The following is a 16,480-nucleotide window of genomic DNA, read 5'->3' as shown; positions in this document are numbered from 1 at the left end:
AGTAACTTGGTACACCTTTATTATAACAAGCTCGCGCTGAATTGCAAGCGCTTTCGTTCACAAACTAAAAGAAAAGTCAGAGGAACCCCTGACCTTTCATTGTTGCTTCAATGACTGGTACGTCACAAAATAAGAGATGAACTCGGAGTTTTTAGGACTCCGTTCCCGTTCCGGTCGCCCGTTGAACATCTCATGGTCGCGCATCCCGTTCTCCCATGCCGTCTTGATGGCATGACGCATCGCCCGCTCGACGCGTGACGACGTCGTCTCATGCTCTTTGGCCACCATCGGATAAAGTTCCTTCGTGATGAGGCCGAGCAACTCTTGTCGCTCGCGCACGTAGATGACAGCTTGACGAATATATTTGAATCCTTTGATGCGCGGTGAGATCCCGAGCTGTTGCAGTAAGAGTGAAATATCGAGTTCTTCCGGCGACATCGCCTCGAACTCACGATTCGACCCGGCGGCCAATTCTCGAATCTTAGCAATCAATTGCTGAATATTGAACGGTTTGACTAAAAAGTAAGAAGCACCGAGTTGAACGGCTTGTTTTGTCACTTCGTCTTTCCCGAACGCACTGAGCATGATCACCTCAGGCTTTGCGTCGGCCAATTCATCTTGCAGGCGTTCTAATACGCCAATCCCGTCCAAGTGCGGCATGATGATGTCGAGTAGTAACACGTCCGGTTGGTGTGTCTTGACGACGTCTAAGCACGCCTCGCCGTCAAAGGCGGTCCCGACGACCTTCAAATCGGTCTCGGTCTCAAGTTGGCGGGTCAACAAATCGACGATTTCTCGATTGTCGTCCGCGATGCATAATGTAATCAATTAAGACACCCCTTCAATGAACTTCCGTTTTAATTGCAACGACATGTCGAGCAGTTCCTCTACATGTTGTTTCGTCAACTCTGTCATCTGCGGTCCGGCAATCATGCGTCCGAGCTCGTCAATCCGTTGTTTACGGTCGAGTACACTCACGTTCGTTTTCGTCCGTTCGTCCGTCTCCGACTTCGTAATGTAGAGGTGTTGGTCTGCCATGGCAGCGACTTGTGCTAAATGCGTGATGCAGAGCACTTGCGAGCCGACCGAGAGGCGGAAAATCTTCTCCCCCATCGCTTGCGCGACGCGACCCGACACACCTGTATCGACTTCGTCGAAGATGATCGAGGCGACGCCGACCGTCCGAGAGAAAATTGATTTCAGCGCGAGCATGACCCTTGACAGTTCTCCACCAGAAGCGACCTTCGCGAGCGGTTTGAACGGTTCTCCAACGTTTGTCATCATGTAAAACTCGACTTGGTCGAGGCCGTCTTGTCTAAACGCACCTTCTTTGAACCGGACTTCGAATCGGGTCTTCTCCATGTATAACTCTTGCAGTTCGCGATGAATCGCTTGCTCGAGCTCGGTCGCAGCTCGTTTCCGGGCTGCCGACAAGGCAAGCCCGCTCTCACGCACATCGACATCGAGTCGCTCGAGCATTTCGGTCAGTTCTTGCAAATGTTCTTCCCGATTCGTCATCGATTTTAACTCTTCGGCCACTTTTTCTCCGTATGCGATGACTTCATCGATTGTGGCGCCATATTTTCGTTTCAATTGTTGGAACAAGGCGAGCCGCGTCTCAATCTCATCGAGACGGATTGGATCGAACTCGAGCGAGTCAAGCTGGTCCCGAAGTTGGAACTTTGCATCCTCGAGTAAGAAATAAGCGTTTGAGATCGTCTCGGCCATCGGTGAAAGTGACGTCGAGAGCGTCGACGCCTCTTCCATCTCCTGCATCGCGAAGCCGATTTGATCAAGGCCGCGCGACTCATCCGCGACCGCCTCATATGACAACCGAACGTGCTGATGAATCCGTTCGAAGTTGGCGAGCTCGTCCCGCTCTTCCGTGAGCGCCTGTTCTTCCCCGACTTGCAGAGCGGCGGCCTCGATTTCATTCGTCTGGAAGGCGAGCAAATCCATCCGTTGCGCCAGCTCCTGCTCGCTTTGACTGAGCCGTTTCAGTTCGCTCGCGACATCGTTCCAAGCCTTATACGCTTCCCGATACTGTTCGAGCAGCGGCGCGACGTCTCCTTCCGCAAAGCTATCTAAAATGCCGAGATGATACTCAGCGTCCATCAAATGTTGATGTTCATGCTGCCCATGAATGTCGACGAGTTGTCGTCCGAACTCACGAAGCGTCGAGAGTGGCATCATCTTACCGTTGACGCGACAAACACTTTTGCCGCTACTATGTAAATCACGACGCAAGATGACCGTCCCGTCCTCAATCTCAATTCCGTATTGCGATGCCGCCTCGAAAATCGGATGTCCGGCTTCCACGATGAACAACCCTTCGATTTCCGCCTTGTCTTGACCGTATCGGACGAACTCGCTCGAGCCACGCCCCCCAACAAGCAGTCCTATCGCGTCGAGCAAGATTGATTTACCCGCCCCGGTCTCACCGGTAAGGACCGTCATCCCTCGATTGAAGTCGATGTTCAACTCGTCGATGATCGCAAATTGTTTGATCGATAGTTCTGCTAACATACGTCCATTCACCTCATAACATTCCGAGTAGTCGCTCGATGATTTGTTTCGCTTGTCGTTCATCGCGGGCAATCATCAAAATCGTGTCGTCCCCGCAAACCGTCCCAATCAATTCATCCCATGACAAGTGGTCAATCAAAACGCCAATCGCATCTGCGTTTCCCGGTAACACTTTCATGACGACCAAGTTTTGAGCCGAATCGACCGAGACGAAACTGTCCCCGAGGATCCGTTTCATCTTCCCGTACGGATTGAAGCGTTGGTCGGCCGGGAGGCTATATTTATACCGTCCATCGTTGAGCGGCACTTTGACGAGATGGAGCTCTTTGATGTCTCGTGATACCGTTGCCTGCGTCACCGGATAGCCGGCACGGTGTAATTCGTCAACCAGTTCGTCTTGCGTCTCGACTTCACGATTCGTGACGATCTCTCGGATTTTAATCAAGCGCTGTCCTTTGTTCATACTCGCTGACACCTCATTTTTCGTTTCACATACTCATGTTCATTCTAAAGTATTGTCGAAAAAAGGTCTAGCTTTCGGCGAACGATTTCAAACGGCTCGGCACGCATTAGAAAAACCTGCAGACAAGCTGCAGGTTACACGTTTTTCTTCAGTTGTGCGTGCGCGGCGTCGATGACGGCCGGCACGTCAATCGTCGGGTCGATTCCTCCGACATCTGTGAGGCGGGCAAACAATAAAAATTCAATATTGCCGTCCCCCCCGGTGATTGGTGAGTAGTCGAGCCCTTCGACGTGGAATCCTTCCGACGCGAAATATCGGACCATGTCGTCGACGACACGCTCGTGGACAGCGCGGTCGCGGACAATCCCTTTTTTACCGACGTCCGCTTTTCCGGCTTCAAACTGAGGTTTGACGAGCGCCATGACAACACCGTCCGGTTTCAAAATCTGTTTGAGCGGCGGTAACATCAATCGAAGCGAGATGAACGAGACATCGATCGTCGCAAAGTCCGGTGCGTCTTTAAACTGGTCAGCCGTCGCGTGGCGGAAGTTCATCCGTTCCATGACGACGACGCGGTCATCGCTCCGGAGCTTCCACGCCAATTGATTGTACCCGACGTCGACGGCATACATCTGCTGCGCCCCGTTCTGTAGGGCACAGTCGGTAAAGCCGCCCGTCGACGACCCGATATCGAGCCCGATTTTACCAGACACGTCGAGCGGGAAGACGTCGAGCGCTTTCTCGAGCTTCAACCCGCCGCGGCCGACGTATGGGAGAACTTGCCCCTTCACGTCGAGCGGGATGTCATCGAATACTTTATCGCCCGCCTTGTCGAGCCGTTCCGTGCCACTATAGACGAGGCCAGCCATGACGGCTCGCTTCGCCTTCTCGCGCGTCTCCGCTAAACCACGGTCGACGAGCAGTACATCTAATCTTGTTTTCTTTCTCTTTTCCATAGTTCCTCACACATTCTGTCGATTTGTCGCTTGGACGAATTGCTGAACCGATTCAGCGATTTGTGACGGTCTGAGGCCAATCTCTTCAAGAAGTTGATTGACGCCGCCATGCTCGATGTAACGGTCCGGGATGCCAAGCCGTAATACACGCGGGAACTGTCTCGCGTCACTCGCATGCTCAAGCACGCTACTACCAAATCCTCCGGCGAGCGCCGCTTCTTCAAGTGTGACGAGCGGGATGCCTTCCTCGTAAAGTGAGGTGAGCATCACATCATCGAGCGGTTTGATCGTCCGACAGTTGATGACGCGGACGCTGAGCGTGCCAGCGAGCTGCTCACGGACTTCAATGGCGTCTTGCACTTGCGGACCGAACGTCAAGATGGCGACGTCCGTCCCTTCCGCTTCGACTTCCCAGACGTCGAGTGGAATTTCGTTCAGCGCGCCGCTCATCGGCACGCCGATCCCTTCCCCGCGCGGGAAGCGAATCGCGATTGGACCGTCGTCATAACGAAGGGCCGAATAAACAAGTTGTTGCAACTCTTCTTCATCTTTCGCCATCAGGATGCGAATATTCGGCACGTGGCGCATGAACGCGATGTCAAACACGCCTTGATGCGTCTCCCCATCGGCCCCGACAAGTCCTGAACGGTCGATCGTGAAGACGACGTTCAAGTTTTGACGACAGATGTCGTGCACGAGTTGGTCATACGCACGTTGGAAGAACGTCGAATAAATCGAGACGACCGGTTTCAACCCTTGCGTCGCCTGACCACCCGCGAGCGTGACCGCATGCTGTTCGGCGATTCCGACGTCAAACATACGCTCAGGAAACTTCTTCGAGAAGCAATCGAGCTTCGACCCGACACTCATCGCCGGCGTGATTAACGTCACGCGTTCGTCCGTCTCCGCGACTTTCGTCACCGTCTCCGCGACGACTTTCGAATAGCTCGGTCCTTTCACTTTGCCTTTAATCACTTCGCCGGACTCGATTTTATACGGCCCGAGCCCGTGCCACGTACCGACGCCATCAAGCTCTGCCGGACGGTAGCCTTTCCCTTTTTTCGTGATGACGTGGACGATGACAGGACCGTCGATTTTTTTCGCATACTCGAGCGTCTCGAGCAAGTCTTTCAAGTCGTGTCCGTCAGCCGGTCCAAAGTAGGTGAACCCGAGCTCTTCAAAGAACGTCCCTGGAATGAGCGCTGATTTCAGCATATCTTTGACTCGTTCACCACTCCGTTCAAGCGGCCCCCCGACAATCGGGATGTGCTTGATGAGCGACTCGACTTCTTCCCGCGCATGCTTAAGTTTACGCGAAGCGCGCATCCGACCGAGCATGTTATGCATCGCCCCGACGTTCGGGGCAATCGACATCTCGTTGTCGTTCAAGATGACGATCACGTTTTGTTTCTCGGCACCGATGTGGTTGAGCGCCTCAAGCGCCATTCCGCCGGTGAGTGCCCCGTCCCCGATGATGGCGATGGCACGGTCTTCCGATCGCCCCTTCAACTCGTTGGCGATGGCAATCCCCATGGCCGCCGAAAGCGAAGTCGAGCTGTGACCGGTCTCCCAGACGTCATGGTCGCTCTCACAACGTTTCGGGAACCCGCATAAACCGTTGTACTGACGGAGTGTGTCGAACTGTTTCGTCCGTCCCGTCAAGATTTTATGCACGTAGGCTTGGTGACCTACGTCCCATACGAGCTGGTCTTTCGGACTGTCGAATACACGGTGCAGGGCGAGCGTCAATTCGACGACGCCTAAGTTCGGCGCCAAATGCCCTCCCGTTTCTGCCAATTTTTCAATCAAGAACCGTCGAATGTCAGCGCCAAGCGCTTCCATCTCGGGTACCGACATTCGCTTCAGGAATGACGGGTCTTGAATGGATGTCAAGTCCATGATGACCATCCTTTCTCCTATCTTATTACTGATTCGTACCTTACATTTTACAAGAATGTGTCCAAGGATGCCATACATTCACAAAAACAAAGGTGACACGATGTGCAATCGTGTCACCTTTGTCAATGGTTTCGTTTGACGATGAAGTCGAGCATCGCCTGTAAGAGCGGCGCCTTAACCGATAAAGACGTCAGTTCCGCCTCTGCCAACTCGACCTCTCGTGCGAGCGCAAGTTTCGCGCCGTCAAGGCCTAGAAGTTTCGGATACGTCGTCTTATCGTTCTGTTCGTCCGATCCGACTCGCTTCCCGATGACGGCCTCGTCACCTTCGACGTCCAAAATATCGTCTTGGATTTGGAACGCAATTCCGAGGTGTCGACCGAACGCCTTTAACGTTGCGCGATCGGACGGGAGGACGTCGGCTAAAACGGCACCCGCTTCAAGCGCGTAGACGAGAAGCGCACCGGTCTTCCGCTCATGAATCGACTGAAGCGTCTCAAGCGATACGTCGGCTCGTTTTTCTGCGAGCATATCGTCGAGCTGTCCACCGACCATGCCGCGACTCCCGGCAGCCTGACTGAACAAACCGATCAATTCGACCACTTTGTGTGCCTCGAGTTTCGTTTCGGCGAGGATGCGGAACGAATCGGTCAACAAGGCATCACCGGCTAAAATCGCCGTCGCCTCGTCGAATTGACGATGGTTCGTCGGACGTCCGCGGCGGACATCGTCATCGTCCATCGCCGGCAAGTCGTCATGGATGAGCGAGTACGTATGCACCATCTCGAGTGCGGCGGCCACTTCGGCACCGAGCGAGAGCGGACGGTCATACGTCTCTAGGACGGCGTAGACGAGTGCCGGGCGAATTCGTTTCCCGCCCGCCTCGAGCGAGTACATCATCGCATCGTGAAGTCGATCCGGCATCGATTCGCGTTCATTGAATACGTCAAGCGAGCGTTCGACTTCGTGCTTCCACGATTGTAACGTCTTCATGCCGGACCTCCTTTCTCACGGAGCGTCCCGTCAAGTTCGAGAATCTCGTCCATCTTCTTCTCGGCTGCCGCGAGCTTCGCCTGACAGAAGGCGGATAAACGCACACCTTCCTCATAAAGTGTCATCGCTTCTTCCAGCGCGACGTCACCAGCCTCAAGCTTAGCTACAATGTCTTCAAGGCGGGCGAGTGCCGCCTCAAACGTCTGTTCTTCTTGTTTCTTCGCCATCGTGTCTCTCCTTCACTTCCGCGACGGCGTGACCATCTCGAAAGCGGATCGTCACGAGGCCGTCATGTAGTTGTTTGACATCTTTCACGTAAGAACCGTCTTGTTCGACGAGGGTGTAGCCGCGCGCCAACACGGCGAGCGGGCTGACGGATGCGAGCCGCCCCGTTAGACGAGCGAATTGGTCTGTCGGGCGCTCGAGAGGCCGGAGTCGGGCGAGCCGTTCTTCAAACTGGCCGAAACGGTCCTGTTGGGCCCGGAACACGTGTTGCAAGTTGCGGACATCTAAACGTTGGCTCGAATGGACGAGTTGATGCCGGGCCGTCGCCACTTGTTTCAACACGCCTTGCTCGAGCCGAATCTCCGCTTGCGAAAAACGTTCCCGCTTTTGAAGAATCGTATATCGCGGAGACTTCAGCCCATAGCTTTGTTGCATGCGCTCCACGCGTTCACGTAACGATGCCACTTGCGTCGTGACGACACGATGGAGTTGAAGTCCGAGCCGCTCCACATCTTTCCGCTGCGCCTCAATCGTCGCCGTGGCAAGTTCCGCTGCTGCCGTCGGCGTCGCCGCTCGGACGTCCGCTACGAAATCGGCTAGCGTGAAGTCCGTCTCATGACCGACGGCGGAGATGACGGGGATGTCCGATTCAAAGATCGCCTTGACGACCGCGTCTTCATTGAACGCCCATAGCTCTTCAATCGAGCCACCGCCTCGGCCGACGATCAAGACGTCACAGTCGGTCCGCTCATTCATCCAGCGAATCGCGTTCGCTATTTGCGGGGCCGACGTCGCACCTTGGACGGCGACCGGAGCGAACGTGATGGCGACGTGTGGAGCCCGACGTCTGAGCGTCGTGGCGATATCATGAAGCGCGGCGCCTTTTGGCGACGTCACGATCCCGATTCGTTCCGGGAAGGCTGGCAAGGGGCGTTTTCGCTCGTCGTCGAACCAGCCTTTGGCCTCGAGTTCGCGTTTCCTCGCCTCAAAACGTTCGTACAGTTGCCCAACGCCGTCTTGACGCATCAATTCGACGTACAACTGCACATCGCCGGTCGACTCATACATCGTCACACGGGCGACGACGATGACGTTCATCCCGTCCGTCGGGTCGAACGTGAGCGTCTTCGCATCACGTGCGAACATGACGGCTTTCATGCGCGACGATTCGTCCTTTAACGTGAAGTAACAATGACCGGAGGCGTAGCGCTTGAAGTTCGAGATTTCACCGATAACGGCGACTTGTTGCAACACCGGGTCCCCGTCGAGCTGACGTTTCACATAACGGACGACTTCGGAGACGGGAAGCGGATTAGCCACGAGACGCGACCTCGACGGTATTGTGCATGAGCATCGTGATCGTCATCGGGCCGACACCACCAGGAACAGGGGTGATGGCACTTGCGACTTCCTTGACAGGCTCATAGTCGACGTCACCGACGAGACGATTCTCGACACGGTTGACCCCGACATCGATGACGACGGCGCCCGGTTTGACCATGTCTTTCGTGACGAGACCGGCCCGACCGACAGCGACGATGAGAATGTCGGCCTGACGCGTCATCGCTCCGAGGTCTTTCGTCTTAGAATGACAGTATGTCACAGTCGCCGACTCATTCAAGAACAACATCCCGACCGGCTTGCCAACGATTTGACTGCGGCCGACGACGACGACGTGCTTACCGACGAGGTCCGTCTGCATTTTCGCGAGATGAAGAATCCCGTGCGGCGTGCATGGAAGCAACGTCTCGAGCCCGAGCATCATCTTGCCCACGTTTTCCGGATGGAAGCCGTCGACATCTTTTTCAGGCGAGATGCGCATGATGACGCGATTCTCGTCGATATGTTTCGGTAACGGCAACTGGACAAGAATCCCATGCAATTCCGAATCGTCATTCATCGAATCAATCAGTTCAAGCAATTCTCGTTCCGAAATCGATGCATCAAATCGAAGCACTTGTGAATCAATTCCAATCTCTGCTGCCGCCCGCTCTTTCCCGCGTACATAGCTGTGGCTCGCCGGGTCATCCCCGATAAGGACGACCTTCAGCTTCGGCACGATGCCTCGTGCGCGGAGCGCCGAAACGCGCTCTTTCAACGTCTCCCGATACGATGTTGCGATTTGTTTCCCGTCGATCACTACTGCCATCTCTCTCATCCCCCGTTATGTTAGGTTTCTCTGTAGTTGGTGTGGTGTCTTCTCTTTTAATTGATTTACGCTTTGATGATATTGCCGAGTACGCCGTTGACGAGCTTCGCCGCTTCTTCGTCTGCGAACGATTTGGCGAGTTCAACCGCCTCGTTGATCGTGACACTTTCAGGGATCGTCTCGACGTAGAGCAACTCGTACGTCGCCATACGGAGAATCGTCCGCTCGACGTTTCCGAGTCGATCGAGGCGCCAGTTCTTCAAGTTCTCGACGAGCAGGGCGTCAATCTCTTCTTTATGCTCGAGCGTCTCCGTGACGAGTTGCTCATAGAACGGGTCAGACTCTGTCCCGTCGAGCGCGAACTCAATCGCGTCCTCGACCTCAAGATTTGATACTTCGATTTGAAAAAGCGTTTGAATCGCTTTTTCGCGTGCTTCATGACGTTTCATTCAGATACTCTCCTTTTGCTTGCTTTCATTGTGATAGTTTAGCATAAAGCACTCATAAATTCAGTACAAAAAACAAGGAAGCCCGAAATAATGTTCGGGCTTCCTGAAAGTCGTTATTTCGAGAGCGTCATTTCTTTTTCGACAAATTTCGTGTCGAACGAACCGGTTTTGAAACGCTCGTGCGCCATCACTTGCTGGTGGAACGGAATCGTCGTATGGATGCCCGATACCGTGAATTCATCGAGGGCGCGGAGCATTTTCGCAATCGCCTCTTCCCGAGTCGGGGCATGGACGATCAACTTCGCGACCATCGAATCATAGAACGGCGGGATGACGGCACCGGCATAGAGCCCACTGTCGACGCGGACCCCCATGCCGCCTGGGATGATGTATTGATCGATCTTCCCAGCCATCGGCCGGAAGTCCGAGAACGGGTCTTCGGCGTTGATGCGACATTCAATCGAGTGACCGGAAAAAGTGATGTCTTCTTGCGAGATGGCGAGCGGGTGACCGAGCGCGACTTCAAGCTGCGCTTGGACGAGGTCAAACCCGGTGATCATCTCGGTCACCGGATGTTCGACTTGAATCCGGGTGTTCATCTCCATGAAGTAGAATTCGTTCACTTCCGGGACGTAGATGAACTCGATCGTCCCGGCACCTGAATACCGGATTGCCTTCGCCGCTTTGACGGCCGCTTCACCCATCGCCCGTCTTGTCGCTTCGTCGATGGCCGGAGACGGCGCTTCTTCGACGAGTTTTTGCATGCGGCGCTGAATCGTACAATCCCGTTCGCCTAAGTGAATGACATTTCCATATTGATCGGCGAGCACTTGTACTTCGACGTGACGGAACGATTCGATATATTTCTCTAAATAGACGTCGCCGTTCCCGAACGCCTGCTTCGCCTCTTTACGCGTCGCGCTGAGCCCTTTAATCAGTTCCGCTTCATCGAACGCGACACGAATCCCGCGTCCGCCACCACCGGCTGTCGCTTTGATGATGACCGGGTAGCCGATCTCACGGGCGAGCTCGATGGCCTCCCCGTCCGTCACGACGCCGCTCGAACCCGGTACGACCGGGACGCCCGACTCGATCATCGTCCGTTTTGCTTCGTCCTTGATGCCCATCTTTCGAATCGCATAACTGCTCGGACCGACGAACTGAATGCCGCACGCTTCGCTCATCTCGGCGAATTCCGCATTTTCCGCCAAAAAGCCATATCCCGGGTGAATCATCGTCGCATCGACCGCACAAGCGACCGATAAAATGTTCGGGATATTCAAATACGAGTCTTTCGACGGGTTCGGTCCGATGCAATACGCCTCGTCCGCGAGCTTGACATGAAGCGCCTCCCGATCTGCCTCCGAGAAGACGGCGACGGTCGGAATATTCAATTCTTTCGCGGCCCGGATGATTCGGACAGCGATTTCACCACGGTTTGCAATGAGTAGTTTCATAGCGACCTCACTTCACGCTGAAGAGCGCTTGACCGTATTCGACCAAATCACCGTCGGCCACGAGCACTTCGACGATTTCGCCACTGATTTCCGCTTCGACGTCATTAAACAGCTTCATCGCTTCGAGAATACAGACGACTTGACCTGTCTCGACTCGGTCTCCGACGTTCACGAACGCTTCTTTATCCGGTGCCGGGCGTGAATAGAACGTCCCGACCATCGGCGAAGTAATCGTTTTATAGGCTGGCGTGGCAACAGGTGCAGCCACTTCTTCCACGTCGTTCGTTACGACAGGTGCGGCAACCGGCGTGACCGGGACTGCGTGCGCGGCTTGTGGGACGACTTGTGGGACCGCCTCTTTTTTCAATGACAATTTAAAATCAGACGTCTCAAGTTCCATTTCATGGATTGACGTTTGGTCGAGCAATTCCATCAGCTCTTTAATATGATCGATTTGCATGAATATACCCCCCTGTTTATACCTGGTACTAAACTCTACTCTACTATAACTGGTCAGACCAGTGAATGCAACGACAAAAAAGGGCGTCCATTCCGAAGAATGAACACCCTAATCTTTACCCGTTATAACGGCCCGTGAACTCACCAGTCCGTGTATCGACCGTAACTTTTTCACCCGGCTCTATGAAGAGCGGCACTTGGATGATGTGGCCCGTTTCGACCGTCGCGTTTTTCTTGACGTTTGATGCCGTATCCCCTTTGACGCCTGGGTCGGCTTCAACGATTGTTAAGACGACCGTCGTCGGGAGCTCGATACCGAGAATCTCACCGTTGTAGTCCGCGATGCTCACTTCCATGTTTTCAAGCATGTATGGAAGGGCCGCTTTTACTTGTTCGCTCGTCAATTCGAGTTGCTCGTACGATTCGTTGTCCATGAACACGTACGTGTCACCCATCGGATAAAGATACTGCATGCGTTTGCGCTCGATGTGAGCCCGTTCGATACGTTCCCCACCACGGAACGTCGTCTCTTGGATCGCACCTGTGCGCAAGTTACGCATCTTCGTCCGAACGAAGGCAGCGCCTTTACCTGGCTTGACGTGTTGGAATTCGATGACTTGCCAAATTGAACCGTCAGACGTTTTGACCGTGAGACCTGTTTTTAAATCGTTTACTGATACCATGTTGATTTCCTCCTAAATTCAGACGAGGCTTACGCCTCGATCGTGATTAACTCTTTTGGCGATTGCGTGAGACGAACACATCCGTCCTCTGTGATCACGACATCGTCCTCGATACGGCAACCACCGACACCTGCGATGTAAATGCCCGGCTCAATCGTGACGACCATGCCCGGCTCGAGAATCGTCTCCGAGCGGAATGACAGCCCCGGCGCTTCATGCACTTCCATACCGAGTCCATGCCCAGTCGAGTGACCGAAGTACTCCCCGTAACCGGCATCTTTGATGACGTCACGCGTCAAAGCGTCCGCCTCGATTCCTGAGATGCCGGCTTTCGTCCCGGCTACGCCCGCGAGCTGCGCTTTGAGCACCGTGTCGTAAATGTTACGCAGTTCGTCCGAGATATCGCCGACTGCGAGTGTACGGGTGATATCCGAACAGTAGCCTTTGTAATATGCGCCGAAATCAAGCGTGACGAGTTCGCCCGCTTCAATCACTTTGTCACTCGCTACGCCGTGCGGGAGCGCTGAGCGCCATCCTGAGGCGACGATCATATCAAACGATGATGAGTCCGCTCCTTGGCCACGCATGAACATCTCGAGTTCGTTTGCGACTTCTTTCTCGGTCCGACCTGGACGAATGAACGTTTGGATATGTTCGAAAGCCGCATCGGCAATCGCCGCAGCTTCCTTCATTATCTTAAGCTCTGCCTCATCCTTAATCAAGCGTAGCTTTTCCACAATTCCTGACGTCTCGACGAGCTCTGCCGTCACTTCCTTCTCATATGTCCGGTACGATCCGACCGTCATATCGTCTTGCTCGATTCCGAGGCGCTTCACCGACTCATGCGCAGCGATTTCAGCGACCGACTTGACGAGCGACGTTTTGAGTTCGACGATCGAATAGCCTTTCACTTGGCTCGCAGCCTGCTCCGTATAACGGAAATCGGTAATAAAGCTTGCCGATTCCGGTGTGATCAAGACGACACCGCTCGACCCGGTGAAACCAGACAAATAACGGATGTTCTCTCGTTTCGTCACGAGTAGTCCGTCAATCCCGTTAGCGGCGAGTTCACGTTGTAACTTACTGACACGTTCAATCATGGCGATTCCTCCAATGTTCGATTAATGCGTGCAACGCGAGCGTATAACTCGTCAAGCCGAAGCCACTGATGACGCCGAGACAGACGGCGGCAAGCTTCGATTCATGCCGAAACGACTCCCGGGCATGCACGTTCGAGATATGTACCTCGACGACAGGGGCAGAGATGGCCGCGATGGCATCACGAAGCGCGATCGACGTATGCGTGTAGGCACCGGCATTGAAGATGACCCCTTCGTAATCGAACGCCTCGTGCAACGCATCGAGTAACGCGCCTTCATGATTCGATTGGACGAACGTGAGCTCGACGTCATCAGGCGCAACGAGCATCAACTCACTGGCTAACCCCTTCAATGATACGTTTCCGTACACGTCAGGCTCCCGTCTGCCCAGCAGATTCAAATTCGGTCCGTTCAACACAAGAATACGCAATCTATATTCCCCCTTCGTCAAGTCGCTTCTATTGTAACAAATTTAGACACAGTGCGTGAATCGAGTCACCTAAGGTTTCGTTTTTCGAACGAATCACGGTATAATTCAACTATACTACGGCTAGAATCGAGGAAATCGTATGACAACTAAACCATCCATCCCCGTCGGCGGGCAGGCGCTCGTTGAAGGTGTGATGTTTCAAGGACGGAGCGAGAGCGCTTCGGCGATCCGGCGTAAAGACGGGTCAATCGAGACGTTCAGCCAACCTCGCATCCTCGTGCCTTGGGTACAGTCTTTAAAGAAAGCCCCATTTCTGCGCGGCATCGTCGCGTTATACGAGTCGTTGAAGAACGGCTCGGCCCACATGACGTTCGCGAGTGACCGCTACGATGTCGACCCGAGCGAAGATGCAGTCGAGAAACCCGAGAAAAAACAAAACATCTTTATGGTGCTCATGATTGCCATCGTCGGGGTCATCTCCTACGTTTTCGGGAAGCTTATCTTCAACGTCACCCCGGCATTATTGGCCGCCATGTTTCAAAGCGTGCCGGCATTGTCCGGACACGTGATTCAAAACCTCCTCGAAGGGGGAATAAAATTAGTATTACTGCTCAGTTATCTCTACTTGATTTCCTTGACTCCGCTCATCAAGCGCGTGTTTCAGTATCACGGTGCCGAGCATAAAGTCATCAATTGTTACGAGTCCGGTCGACCGATTACGGTCGAGAACGTTCGCGCGAGCTCACGACTGCACTATCGTTGCGGTTCGAGCTTCATCTTGTTCACCGTGTTCGTCGGCATCGGCGTCTATATGATTGTGCCGATTGACCCGCTCTGGGTCCGACTCGTCAGCCGCATCGCACTGTTGCCGGTCGTCATCGGCATCTCATTCGAAGTACTTCAATTCACGAACCGTTTCCGCGATCATCGTTATTTGTCGGTTCTCGGCAAACCCGGCCTCTCACTTCAGTTGTTGACAACACGTGAGCCAAACGATGAACAAATCCAAGTCGCCATCGAGGCGTTCGAGACGTGGGAGCGCGCCGAAACCGTTCAACCGGCCGTTAAAAGAGAGGGTTAAAGAGGAGGAAACGCCATGATCAGACAAAGAATCGGCTCGACCGCAGCGACCATCGTGTTCATCTTAGGCTTCATCGGTGTCGGGCACATGCTCGCGACCGACCCCGGTCGTTTGTTCAGACAGTTGCTTTTCATCGGTATTTTCGGGTTAATCTTTTATGTGATTTACAAAGTGTTCATGGCGCCTAAAATCTCGGCTGAAGACATGCGTTACCGCAAGACGGCCCAAGCCTCGAAAAAGCGGATGCAGCGTCCGAACAGCCCTCAAGTGAAACCTTCGGCGGCCGCGAAGAAAAAAGTGAAGCAAAAGCCTGGATCGAACGTGACGAAACTGTCAAAACGCCCGTCCTTGAACCGAACGGACAGACCGCAACTCACCGTCATCGAAGGCAAAAAGGGCAAGAAGAAGAAAAAAGCGAATATGTAAACAGGAGGCGACACAATCATGTGTCCCTCCTGTTTTTTAGTCCGTCTCCACGAAACCGATGTAAGGCAAGTTGCGATACTGCTCGGCGTAATCAATCCCATAGCCGATGACGAACTCATCCGGAATCTCAAAACCGACATAATCCGCTTCGAGTGTGACGAGACGACGGGCCGGCTTGTCGAGGAGCGTACAGATTTTCAACTCGCCCGGTTGATGCAGCGACATGTGCTGACATAAGAATTTCAGTGTTTGACCCGTGTCGATGATGTCTTCGATGATGACGACGTATTTGCCTTCGACATCCAAGTCGAGATCTTTACGCAACTGGACGTTTCCGCTCGAGACTGACTTTTTGCCGTATGAAGACGCCGCGACCGTATCGAGTTGGACGCTCCCGTTCATCTGTCGCATCAAGTCAGCCGCAAACACCATCGACCCTTTAAGGACGGCAACAAGAACGATCGGCCTCCCCGCCGCATCCCGTTCAATCTGCTCTGCAAGTTCGCGCACACGGTGTTTAATCTGATCCTCATCAAATAATTTTCCTTTAATCTGAATATCCATCATGTCGGCGCATCGCGCGCCGTCACCCCCTCTTCAATCTATCCAGCCACCATTCTATCACAACACTAGTAAAAAACCATATGTTATTCTTAAATTTATTTTTAATGTTCGGTTTTAGAAGGGTATCCATCAAAAAAGGCACCGGTCCGACGACCGACACCTCACTTTCATGATTCATCTTGGGTGCGACGATGTTGCTGGAACTCATGAAACTGCTCCATCAATTCCGGCTTATCCTCGAAAAACTCCACGAATCCCGTCATACAGTCGAGGGTATCCGAACTCAAGTGATGCTCGATTCCCTCAACGTCTTCATAGACGTGCGCTTCGTCTGCTCCAATGAGCCGGAGAAACGATTCCAACATCGTATGGCGCTCGACAAGCCGCTTTCCAATCTTTTGACCTTTATGCGTCAACATGAGGCCGCGATATTTTTCGTAAACCAAATAGTCTTCTCGGTCGAGCTTTTGGACCATCTTCGTGACTGAAGAAGGGTGCACCCCTAAATGTTCCGCGATATCGGATACTCGGGCGTACCCTTTTTCCTCCATCAATAAATAGATTCGTTCTAAATAATCTTCCATACTCGGTGTCGGCATGGGCGTGGCCTCCCCTTCAGTT

At 53.6% G+C, this 16,480-nt stretch carries 19 protein-coding genes; 2 read left to right on the top strand and 17 right to left on the bottom strand.

The features are described 5' to 3' along the window. Positions 1-96: 96 nt before the first annotated feature. The 15 genes from spo0A to aroQ all read right to left on the bottom strand — a co-directional run bounded on the left by spo0A (position 97) and on the right by aroQ (position 13,788). Positions 97-828 (bottom strand): sporulation transcription factor Spo0A, encoded by a 732-nt coding sequence (spo0A, locus tag DI14_RS04885; RefSeq protein WP_081825817.1) that lies wholly within the window; start codon positions 826-828, stop codon positions 97-99. Further along, on the bottom strand, positions 829-2,526 hold the full coding sequence (gene recN, locus DI14_RS04880; RefSeq protein ID WP_034805947.1) for a DNA repair protein RecN: 1,698 nt from the start codon (positions 2,524-2,526) through the stop codon (positions 829-831). Positions 2,527-2,539: 13 nt separating this feature from the next. Further along, the gene (gene ahrC / locus DI14_RS04875; RefSeq protein WP_024371524.1) at positions 2,540-2,989 is read right to left on the bottom strand and encodes a transcriptional regulator AhrC/ArgR; all 450 of its coding nucleotides are present in this window, start codon (positions 2,987-2,989) and stop codon (positions 2,540-2,542) included. 134 nt (positions 2,990-3,123) lie between these two features. Beyond that, a complete protein-coding gene (locus DI14_RS04870) occupies positions 3,124-3,945 on the bottom strand; it encodes a TlyA family RNA methyltransferase (protein WP_034805945.1) in 822 nt (273 codons plus the stop codon). A 6-nt stretch (positions 3,946-3,951) separates the two neighbouring features. Next, positions 3,952-5,844, bottom strand: a complete 1,893-nt coding sequence (dxs, locus tag DI14_RS04865) for a 1-deoxy-D-xylulose-5-phosphate synthase (protein WP_034806043.1) — start codon at positions 5,842-5,844, stop codon at positions 3,952-3,954. A 122-nt stretch (positions 5,845-5,966) separates the two neighbouring features. Next, positions 5,967-6,836, bottom strand: coding sequence for a polyprenyl synthetase family protein (locus DI14_RS04860; protein ID WP_034805944.1), 870 nt, complete (start codon positions 6,834-6,836; stop codon positions 5,967-5,969). Next, on the bottom strand, positions 6,833-7,063 hold the full coding sequence (gene xseB / locus DI14_RS04855; RefSeq protein WP_034805943.1) for an exodeoxyribonuclease VII small subunit: 231 nt from the start codon (positions 7,061-7,063) through the stop codon (positions 6,833-6,835). The genes DI14_RS04860 and xseB overlap by 4 nt, the downstream gene beginning before the upstream one ends. Beyond that, positions 7,032-8,381 carry an exodeoxyribonuclease VII large subunit gene (gene xseA / locus DI14_RS04850; RefSeq protein ID WP_034805942.1) on the bottom strand — a complete coding sequence of 450 codons (1,350 nt, stop codon included), beginning with the start codon at positions 8,379-8,381 and terminating at the stop codon, positions 7,032-7,034. Before xseA ends, xseB begins: the two co-directional genes overlap by 32 nt. Further along, positions 8,374-9,210, bottom strand: coding sequence for a bifunctional methylenetetrahydrofolate dehydrogenase/methenyltetrahydrofolate cyclohydrolase FolD (folD, locus tag DI14_RS04845; protein ID WP_034805941.1), 837 nt, complete (start codon positions 9,208-9,210; stop codon positions 8,374-8,376). The genes xseA and folD overlap by 8 nt, the downstream gene beginning before the upstream one ends. 65 nt (positions 9,211-9,275) lie before the next feature. Then, the gene (gene nusB / locus DI14_RS04840) at positions 9,276-9,659 is read right to left on the bottom strand and encodes a transcription antitermination factor NusB (protein WP_024371517.1); all 384 of its coding nucleotides are present in this window, start codon (positions 9,657-9,659) and stop codon (positions 9,276-9,278) included. A gap of 113 nt (positions 9,660-9,772) precedes the next feature. After that, entirely contained in the window at positions 9,773-11,116 is a 1,344-nt protein-coding gene (accC, locus tag DI14_RS04835; protein ID WP_034805940.1) for an acetyl-CoA carboxylase biotin carboxylase subunit, read from the bottom strand. Between the two features lie 7 nt (positions 11,117-11,123). Beyond that, positions 11,124-11,576 (bottom strand): acetyl-CoA carboxylase biotin carboxyl carrier protein, encoded by a 453-nt coding sequence (accB, locus tag DI14_RS04830; protein ID WP_034805939.1) that lies wholly within the window; start codon positions 11,574-11,576, stop codon positions 11,124-11,126. A gap of 115 nt (positions 11,577-11,691) precedes the next feature. Then, positions 11,692-12,258: an elongation factor P gene (efp, locus tag DI14_RS04825; protein ID WP_024371514.1), complete on the bottom strand. Its 567-nt coding sequence runs from the start codon at positions 12,256-12,258 to the stop codon at positions 11,692-11,694. A gap of 29 nt (positions 12,259-12,287) precedes the next feature. Next, positions 12,288-13,355 carry a Xaa-Pro peptidase family protein gene (locus DI14_RS04820; protein ID WP_034806041.1) on the bottom strand — a complete coding sequence of 356 codons (1,068 nt, stop codon included), beginning with the start codon at positions 13,353-13,355 and terminating at the stop codon, positions 12,288-12,290. Then, positions 13,351-13,788: a type II 3-dehydroquinate dehydratase gene (gene aroQ, locus DI14_RS04815; protein WP_034805937.1), complete on the bottom strand. Its 438-nt coding sequence runs from the start codon at positions 13,786-13,788 to the stop codon at positions 13,351-13,353. Before aroQ ends, DI14_RS04820 begins: the two co-directional genes overlap by 5 nt. A 139-nt stretch (positions 13,789-13,927) precedes the next feature. Between aroQ and DI14_RS04810 the strand changes: the two genes are divergently transcribed. Then, complete coding sequence (locus tag DI14_RS04810; protein ID WP_034805935.1) at positions 13,928-14,869, top strand: DUF1385 domain-containing protein; 942 nt, start codon at positions 13,928-13,930, stop codon at positions 14,867-14,869. 15 nt (positions 14,870-14,884) lie between these two features. After that, a complete protein-coding gene (locus DI14_RS04805) occupies positions 14,885-15,295 on the top strand; it encodes an SA1362 family protein (protein WP_034805933.1) in 411 nt (136 codons plus the stop codon). 36 nt (positions 15,296-15,331) lie between these two features. Here DI14_RS04805 and hpt read toward each other — a convergent pair whose 3' ends face one another. Beyond that, on the bottom strand, positions 15,332-15,859 hold the full coding sequence (hpt, locus tag DI14_RS04800; RefSeq protein WP_034805930.1) for a hypoxanthine phosphoribosyltransferase: 528 nt from the start codon (positions 15,857-15,859) through the stop codon (positions 15,332-15,334). Positions 15,860-16,026: 167 nt separating this feature from the next. Continuing rightward, entirely contained in the window at positions 16,027-16,458 is a 432-nt protein-coding gene (gene mntR / locus DI14_RS04795) for a transcriptional regulator MntR (RefSeq protein ID WP_034805927.1), read from the bottom strand. Positions 16,459-16,480: the final 22 nt, after the last annotated feature.

The organism is Exiguobacterium sp. AB2 (genome assembly GCF_000696055.1).
Classification (GTDB): domain Bacteria; phylum Bacillota; class Bacilli; order Exiguobacteriales; family Exiguobacteriaceae; genus Exiguobacterium; species Exiguobacterium alkaliphilum.
The sequence above is the reverse complement of the archived record's forward strand: the minus strand, read 5'-3'. Positions and strand labels throughout refer to the sequence as shown.